General features: G+C 71.1%; 9 protein-coding genes. 4 read left to right on the forward strand and 5 right to left on the reverse strand.

The features are described 5' to 3' along the window. Window positions 1–29: 29 nt before the first annotated feature. Both thiD and ACFWFI_RS39220 read right to left on the reverse strand, forming a co-directional pair. Window positions 30–836 carry a bifunctional hydroxymethylpyrimidine kinase/phosphomethylpyrimidine kinase gene (gene thiD / locus ACFWFI_RS39215; RefSeq protein WP_387400162.1) on the reverse strand — a complete coding sequence of 269 codons (807 nt, stop codon included), beginning with the start codon at window positions 834–836 and terminating at the stop codon, window positions 30–32. A gap of 10 nt (window positions 837–846) precedes the next feature. Continuing rightward, window positions 847–1,818 (reverse strand): thiamine-phosphate kinase, encoded by a 972-nt coding sequence (locus ACFWFI_RS39220; protein WP_362931441.1) that lies wholly within the window; start codon window positions 1,816–1,818, stop codon window positions 847–849. 320 nt (window positions 1,819–2,138) lie between these two features. On the opposite strand from ACFWFI_RS39220, the gene ACFWFI_RS39225 reads away from it, so the two are divergent. Both ACFWFI_RS39225 and ACFWFI_RS39230 read left to right on the forward strand, forming a co-directional pair. Beyond that, window positions 2,139–2,372: an Lrp/AsnC family transcriptional regulator gene (locus tag ACFWFI_RS39225; RefSeq protein ID WP_033304016.1), complete on the forward strand. Its 234-nt coding sequence runs from the start codon at window positions 2,139–2,141 to the stop codon at window positions 2,370–2,372. A gap of 20 nt (window positions 2,373–2,392) precedes the next feature. Next, a complete protein-coding gene (locus tag ACFWFI_RS39230) occupies window positions 2,393–2,881 on the forward strand; it encodes a DUF3515 domain-containing protein (protein WP_387400165.1) in 489 nt (162 codons plus the stop codon). A gap of 30 nt (window positions 2,882–2,911) precedes the next feature. Here ACFWFI_RS39230 and ACFWFI_RS39235 read toward each other — a convergent pair whose 3' ends face one another. Genes ACFWFI_RS39235 through ACFWFI_RS39245 form a run of 3 tightly spaced genes read right to left on the reverse strand, consistent with a single transcriptional unit; the run spans window position 2,912 to window position 5,890 of the window. Beyond that, the gene (locus ACFWFI_RS39235; protein ID WP_387400167.1) at window positions 2,912–4,096 is read right to left on the reverse strand and encodes a D-alanine--D-alanine ligase family protein; all 1,185 of its coding nucleotides are present in this window, start codon (window positions 4,094–4,096) and stop codon (window positions 2,912–2,914) included. 34 nt (window positions 4,097–4,130) lie between these two features. Continuing rightward, on the reverse strand, window positions 4,131–5,141 hold the full coding sequence (locus tag ACFWFI_RS39240; protein WP_387400169.1) for an NAD(P)H-dependent glycerol-3-phosphate dehydrogenase: 1,011 nt from the start codon (window positions 5,139–5,141) through the stop codon (window positions 4,131–4,133). Continuing rightward, window positions 5,138–5,890: a lysophospholipid acyltransferase family protein gene (locus tag ACFWFI_RS39245; protein WP_387400172.1), complete on the reverse strand. Its 753-nt coding sequence runs from the start codon at window positions 5,888–5,890 to the stop codon at window positions 5,138–5,140. Before ACFWFI_RS39245 ends, ACFWFI_RS39240 begins: the two co-directional genes overlap by 4 nt. Before the next feature lie 150 nt (window positions 5,891–6,040). On the opposite strand from ACFWFI_RS39245, the gene cofC reads away from it, so the two are divergent. Both cofC and ACFWFI_RS39255 read left to right on the forward strand, forming a co-directional pair. Further along, window positions 6,041–6,724, forward strand: coding sequence for a 2-phospho-L-lactate guanylyltransferase (cofC, locus tag ACFWFI_RS39250; RefSeq protein WP_387400174.1), 684 nt, complete (start codon window positions 6,041–6,043; stop codon window positions 6,722–6,724). Between the two features lie 10 nt (window positions 6,725–6,734). Beyond that, entirely contained in the window at window positions 6,735–6,938 is a 204-nt protein-coding gene (locus tag ACFWFI_RS39255) for a hypothetical protein (RefSeq protein ID WP_356887757.1), read from the forward strand. Window positions 6,939–7,031 lie beyond the last annotated feature (93 nt).

Below are 7,031 nucleotides of genomic sequence, written 5' to 3' on the forward strand. Positions count from 1 at the left end.
ACCTCGGTGGACCGGCTTTTTGCTGTGCTTCACCGGACGGTGCTCAGCCAGCCGTGATCGACGGGGCCGATCCCGCCGCCCAGCGCGAAGCCGGCCCGGATCGCGCCGGTGACGTACTCCTTCGCGCCCCGCACCGCCGTCGGGACGTCCTGGCCGCGGGCGAGTCCGCACGCGATGGCGGAAGCCAGGGTGCAGCCCGTGCCGTGGGTGTGCCGGTTGTCGTGCCTCGGTGCGCGCAGCCAGTGCTCCTCGCTGCCGTCCGTCAGCAGGTCCACGGCCTCGCCGGGCAGATGCCCGCCCTTGATCACCACCCACCGCGGTCCGTAGGCGAGGATCTCCGCCGCCGCCCTGCGCATCCCCGGTTCGTCGGTGACGGTGACGCCGGTGAGCTGGGTCACCTCGTCGAGATTCGGGGTGGCGACCGTGGCGACGGGCAGCAGCTTCGTGCGTACGGAGTCGAGGGCCTCTGCGGCAAGCAGTGCGTCCCCGTGCTTGGAGACCCCGACGGGGTCGACGACGACGGGTGCGTCCGTCCCCGCGAGGAGTTCCGCGACGGTGTCGACGAGCGCGGCCGAGGACAGCATGCCGGTCTTCACCGCCTGGACGCCGATGTCGTCGACGACGCTTCGGTACTGGGCTCGTACGGCGTCCACCGGGAGCTCCCAGGCCCCCTGCACGCCCAGCGAGTTCTGGGCGGTCACCGCGGTCAGCACGCTCATTCCGTGGGTGCCGAGGGCCAGCATCGTCTTCAGGTCGGCCTGGATGCCCGCACCGCCGCCGGAGTCGGATCCGGCGACGGTGAGGACACGGGGCGGTATCGGGGCAGGTGCGGTCATGCCCCGGAATCTACTGGGCGTCCTCGATGGATCCGAAATGGTCCCAGCCGCCCTTGCTCGTCCAGGGCGCCCCGTCGACGGTGACCTGGGGCAGCGCCGACGGGTTGAGGACCTCTCCGATGACCTTCCAGCGCGCCGGGAGCTTCACGTCGGCCGGGAACGTCGCCACGATCGCGTGGTCCTCTCCCCCGGTGAGCACCCACTGCAGCGGGTCGACCCCGACGGCCTGCCCGATGTCGGACATCTGCGAGGGGATGTCGATGAGCCCGGACCGCAGGTCGATGCGGACCTTGCTGGCCTCGGCGATGTGCCCGAGGTCGGCGACGAGTCCGTCGCTGACATCGGTCATGGCCGTGGCGCCCAGGCCGGCCGCCGCCGGGCCCGCGTGGTACGGCGGTTCGGGACGCCGGTGGGCCTCGACGAACGCACGCGGTGAGCGGAACCCCCGGGAGAGCACGGCGAATCCGGCCGCGGACCAGCCGAGCCATCCGGTGACGGCCACGACGTCGCCGGGCCGGGCGCCGGCCCGGGTGACGGGTTCGTGGTTGCGCAGGTCGCCGAGCGCGGTGATGGCGACGGTGATGGTGTCGCCGCCGACGACGTCACCGCCGACCACGGCCGCGCCGGCGACCTGGCACTCGTCGCGCAGTCCGTCCATCAGCTCGGCGGCCCAGGTGACCGGCAGGTCCGCCGGGACGACGAGGCCGAGCAGCAGCGCTGTGGGCACGGCGCCCATGGCGGCGATGTCGGCGAGGTTCTGGGCGGCTGCCTTGCGGCCGACGTCGTACGCCGTCGACCAGTCGCGGCGGAAGTGCCGCCCTTCCAGCAGGATGTCCGTACTGGCCACGACCCTGCGGTCGGGAGCGGCCACGACCGCGGCGTCGTCGCCGGGTCCCAGTCGTACCGCCGGAGTGGTGGTGAGCCGGGACGTGAGCTCTCTGATGAGCCCGAACTCCCCCAACTCGCCCACGGTTCCCTTCACCGAGTGTCACCTCTCATCTATCGCACCGGACACCTGTCCGGGCTGGTTCAGCGGCCGGAGGTCCGGACCGTGGGCGGACGGCCCACGGGAGCCGGTGGCCCCGGGAAGTGCAGGCATCACTGTCCCCCTTCCGCACCGGTGGGCTTGCGGTCGCGAGCCCCAACTGCTGTCGGTACCGTCAAGAGATACGTCAACTTCTGTGGTGCGTACGCCACGCTGTGGGCGTCAACCGGCCCGTAGGTCTCCCCGCGGCCCGGGGCAACGCGATAACGTGGCGTCCCTTTCCCCCACATGATCCTCGTGGCCGCCCTGGAGGTTCCGTGGTACAGGCGTACATCCTCATCCAGACCGAGGTGGGCAAGGCGTCGACAGTCGCCGAGACCATCGCAAAGCTTCCGGGAGTGATTCAGGCAGAGGACGTCACAGGCCCCTACGACGTGATCGTGCGCGCGCAGGCCGACACGGTCGACGCGCTCGGCCGCATGGTGGTCGCCAAGGTCCAGCAGGTGGACGGCATCACGCGTACCCTGACCTGCCCGGTCGTCCACCTCTGACCCCTGTCTACGCTGGTCCGGTGACTCACACCCGCCGCCGGTCCCCCCGATCCCGTGCTCTCGCTCCGTCCGCCGCCTTGCTCGTCCTGGCCGTGGCGGGCTGTTCCTCCGCCGGTGCCCAGCCCTCGGTGGCGGTTCCCACACCGTCGTCGGAGGCCGCCGGGTACTGCGGGAAACTGCACGAGGAGCTGCCGGAGACCGTCGCCGGCCTGGAACGGAGTGATCCCTCACCGGACTCGGACCTGACCGCCGGCTGGGGGGACGGGGCGATCGTACTGCGCTGCGGCGTCCCCCGGCCCGCGAAGATGGACGATTCCCAGTCCAAGGCCGTGGACGCGGACGGCGTCAACTGGCTGCTGGAGCAGCGTGATGACGCCGGCCCGCGGTTCACGACCACTTACCGCAAGGCGTATGTCGAGGTGACGCTCGGGACCGAGTACGCCCATGACATCACCCCGTTGTCCGCGTTCGCCGGGCCCGTGAAGAAGACGGTCCCCGACAGTCTGTGAGGGCTGCCTCGCGCGAGACAGCCCCCGGGGTCAGCGCAGGCCGGTGGAGCGGTTCAGCGCGGACGTGATCAGCCGGTCCACCAGTTCCGGGTACTCCACACCGCTCGCCTGCCACATGCGGGGGAACATGGAGATCGGGGTGAAGCCCGGCATGGTGTTGATCTCGTTGATGACGAACGTGCCGTCCTCGGTGAGGAAGAAGTCGGCGCGCACCAGCCCCTCGCAGGAGGCCGCCTCGAACGCCTCGACGGCGAGCCGCTGCACCTCGGCGGTCTGCTCCTCGGTGAGCGGTGCGGGGACCAGGCCGGCCGCCGAGTCGATGTACTTGGCCTCGAAGTCGTAGAAGTCGTGGGCGGTGACGGGCGGGATCTCCGCGGGCACGCTGGCGCGCGGTCCGTCCTCGAACTCCAGCACACCGCACTCGATCTCCCGGCCGCTCAGCAGGGACTCCACGAGGAACTTGGGGTCGTGCCGATGGGCCTCGTCGATCGCCTCGTCGAGCCCGGCGGGGTCGTCGACCTTGGTGATGCCCATCGAGGAGCCGCCGCGGGCGGGCTTGACGAAGAGCGGCCAGCCGTGTTCGGCCGCGAACTCCATGATGCGCTTGCGGGCGGCGGGGCGGTCCGACTCCCATTCCCGGGGGCGGACGACCTCGTACGGGCCGACCGGCAGCCCGAAGGAGGTGAACACCCGCTTCATGTACTCCTTGTCCTGGCCGACGGCCGAGGACAGGACGCCGGCGCCGACGTAGGGAACGCCGGAGAGCTCCAGGAGCCCCTGGAGCGTGCCGTCCTCGCCGTAGGGGCCGTGCAGCATGGGGAAGACGACGTCGACCTCGCCCAGCACCGTGGGCACCGCACCGGGTTCGCCCACGACGACGTCGCGGTTGCCGGGGTCGACGGAGAGCGTCACGGCGCCCTGCGCGGACTCGGCCAGCTGGTCCACGTCGGGCACCTGCCGGTCCGTGATGGCCATGCGGGCCGGATCGTCGGACGTGAGGGCCCAACGGCCGTCCCTGGTGATGCCGATCGGCAGGACGTCGTACTTCGTCCTGTCGATGGCGCTCATGATGGCACCGGCCGTGACGACCGAGATGCCGTGCTCGGAGCTGCGGCCGCCGAACACGACGGCCACACGCGGCTTGCGGCCCGGCTCGGAGCTCTGCTCGGAGCTCAGGGGGCTCTCAGTGCTCTGGGGGAGGTTCTGGCTGCTCATATCGCGACGAGCGTACCTGCTGGTAGGGCTCGAGTCAGCGTCGCTCGGGCTTGGCGCTGCGCGACATCAGCTCCTTGAGCGCGACGACCGGCGGCTTGCCCTCGTGGACGATGCCGACGACCGTCTCGGTGATCGGCATGTCGACACCGTGCCTGCGCGCCAGATCGAGCACGGATTCACATGACTTGACGCCCTCGGCGGTCTGGCTCGTGACGGCGACGGTCTCCTGGAGCGTCATCCCGCGCCCGAGGTTGGTACCGAACGTGTGGTTGCGCGAGAGCGGCGAGGAGCACGTCGCCACCAGGTCGCCGAGTCCGGCCAGTCCGGAGAAGGTGAGCGGGTCGGCTCCCATGGCGAGTCCCAGCCGGGTGGTCTCGGCGAGGCCGCGGGTGATGAGGGAGCCCTTGGCGTTGTCACCGAGGCCCATGCCGTCGGCGATGCCCACGGCGAGGCCGATGACGTTCTTCACGGCGCCGCCGAGCTCGCAGCCGACCACATCGGTGTTGGTGTACGGCCGGAAGTACGGGGTGTGGCAGGCGGCCTGGAGGCGCCGGGCGACGTCCTCGTCCGAGCAGGCGACGACGGCTGCCGCGGGGCGGCGTTCGGCGATCTCCTTGGCGAGGTTGGGACCGGTGATGACGGCGATCCGGTCGGGGGTGACCTCGGTGACGTCCGCGATGACCTCGCTCATCCGCTTGGCCGTGCCGAGTTCGACGCCCTTCATCAGGGAGACGAGCACCGTGCCGGGCTCCAGGTGCCGCGCCCAGTCCGCGAGGTTGGCGCGCAGGGTCTGCGAGGGCACGACGAGGACGGCGAAGTCGGCGCCGCGCAGCGCCTCGGCGGGATCGGTCGTGGCCCGGACCGAGGCCGGCAGCTCGACGCCCGGCAGGTAGTCCGGGTTGGTCCGGGTCGTGTTGACGGCCTCGGCGACCTCGGCGCGACGGCCCCAGAGGGTGACCTCGCAGCCCGCGTCGGCGAGGACCATGGCGAACGCCGTACCCCATGAGCCGGTTCCGAAGACGGCCGCCTTTACGGGGTGCGTCACGTCGTTCCCTTTCCCTCTGCCTTGCGCCGCTGTTCAGCACGGGCCTTGCGGTGATCGTAGAGCTCGGCGGGGGCCTTCTCGCCGCGGACCTCCTCGAGCTGGGCGGTGACCGCGGCCATGATGGTCTCGGTCGCCTGGCGCAGGACGTCGGGCGTCGGCTCGAGGCCGTAGTAGCGGGAGAGGTCGACCGGCGGTCCTGCCTGCACCCGCAGGGTCTTGCGGGGGAACAGCTGGAGCTTGTTCTCCGTGGCGTAGGGCGGCATCGCGAGGTTGGCGCCCCACTGGGCGACGGGGATGACCGGGGCCTTGGTCATCAGGGCGACCCGGGCGGCGCCGGTCTTGCCGGCCATCGGCCACATGTCGGGGTCGCGGGTGAGCGTGCCTTCGGGGTAGAAGGCGACGCACTCGCCCCGCTCGATGGCGTCGACGGCGGCGCGGAAGGCGTCGAGCGCGTTGGTCGTCTCGCGGTAGACGGGGATCTGTCCTGTGCCGCGCAGGATCATTCCGACGAACGGCGTCCTGAACAGTCCGGCCTTGGCGAGCAGCCGCGGCACGCGTCCGGTGTTGTACTGGAAATGCCCGTAGGACAGCGGGTCCAGATACGAGTTGTGATTGACCGCGGTGATGAATCCGCCATCGGCCGGAATGTGTTCCATTCCCCGCCAGTCCCGCTTGAACAGAACCACCAGGGGCGGTTTTGCGATGGCCGCCGCCAGGCGGTACCAGAAGCCGATTCTGCGGCGGGACACTCGGACGCCTTCCTCTAGGAACTGAGCTGCTGCGGGGCTCCCGGCGATGCTGCCTCGACCCGGGGCCCCTGCTGTGTGGAGAACACCGTACGCCTCACCCGTGGGGGCGGACCTCCGGGTTGTCGTACCGGCAGGCGAGAATATGGGCTGATGCGTACGGAGGGGGAGATCGCCACGAACACCGACCCGACCGGCCCCTGGTCCCTGGTCGTCCCACTGAAGCCGCTCGCACGGGCCAAGAGCAGGCTGGGCCGGGCGGTGGGCGGGGATCTGCGTCCGCGCCTGGCCCTGGCGTTCGCCCAGGACACCGTGTCGGCCGCACTGTCCTGCCGGGCGGTGGGGGATGTGGTGGTCGTCACGGACGACCCGGTGGCCGGAGCGGCGCTGACCGCGCTCGGCGCGCGCGTCGTGGCCGACATCCCGGCGGCCGGGCTCAACGCGGCACTGGAGCACGGTGCGCGCTCGGCGCGGGCGCGGAGCGGGGGTGCCGCGGTGGCCGCGCTCAACGCGGATCTTCCCGCTCTGCGTCCGGAAGAATTGGCGCGGGTGCTCGAATTCTCCGCCGCATTTCCCCGCACATTTGTCGTTGATGCGCAGGGAATCGGCACCACATTTCTTTCCGCGATGCCCGGGGTGGAATTGCGGCCTGCCTTCGGCGGGGCGTCACGGGCACGGCACCTGGCGTCGGGGGCGGTCGAGATCGCGCTGCCTGGCCTCGATTCGGTCCGCAGGGACGTGGACACGGGCGAGGACCTGGAGGCCGCGCTGGCGCTGGGAGTGGGGCGGTTCACCGCGGGCTCGGTGGCCCCGGCGGTGCCCGCAGCGGACCGATAGGCTGCCGCTCATGCAGGCGACCTCGTTCACGTACGACTCCGAGACCCGCAGCGGCAGTGTGCTGCTCGACGACGGCACCCCGGTGGACTTCGACGCACCCGCGTTCGACGCGGGAGGGCTGCGACTGCTGCGCCCCGGGCAGCGGGTGCGGATCGAGACCGAGGGCGAGGGTGCCTCGCTGCGGATCACCCTGGTGACGCTGCAGACGCTCTGAACGGGCCCCTGAACAGCCCGCGGGCCGGGCTCCCCGAGGGGAAGCCCGGCCCGGCGCGTATGAGGAACGAGCGGTGCCCGGTCTCACTTCTTG

This window comes from Streptomyces sp. NPDC060209 (assembly GCF_042728155.1).
GTDB lineage: Bacteria > Actinomycetota > Actinomycetes > Streptomycetales > Streptomycetaceae > Streptomyces.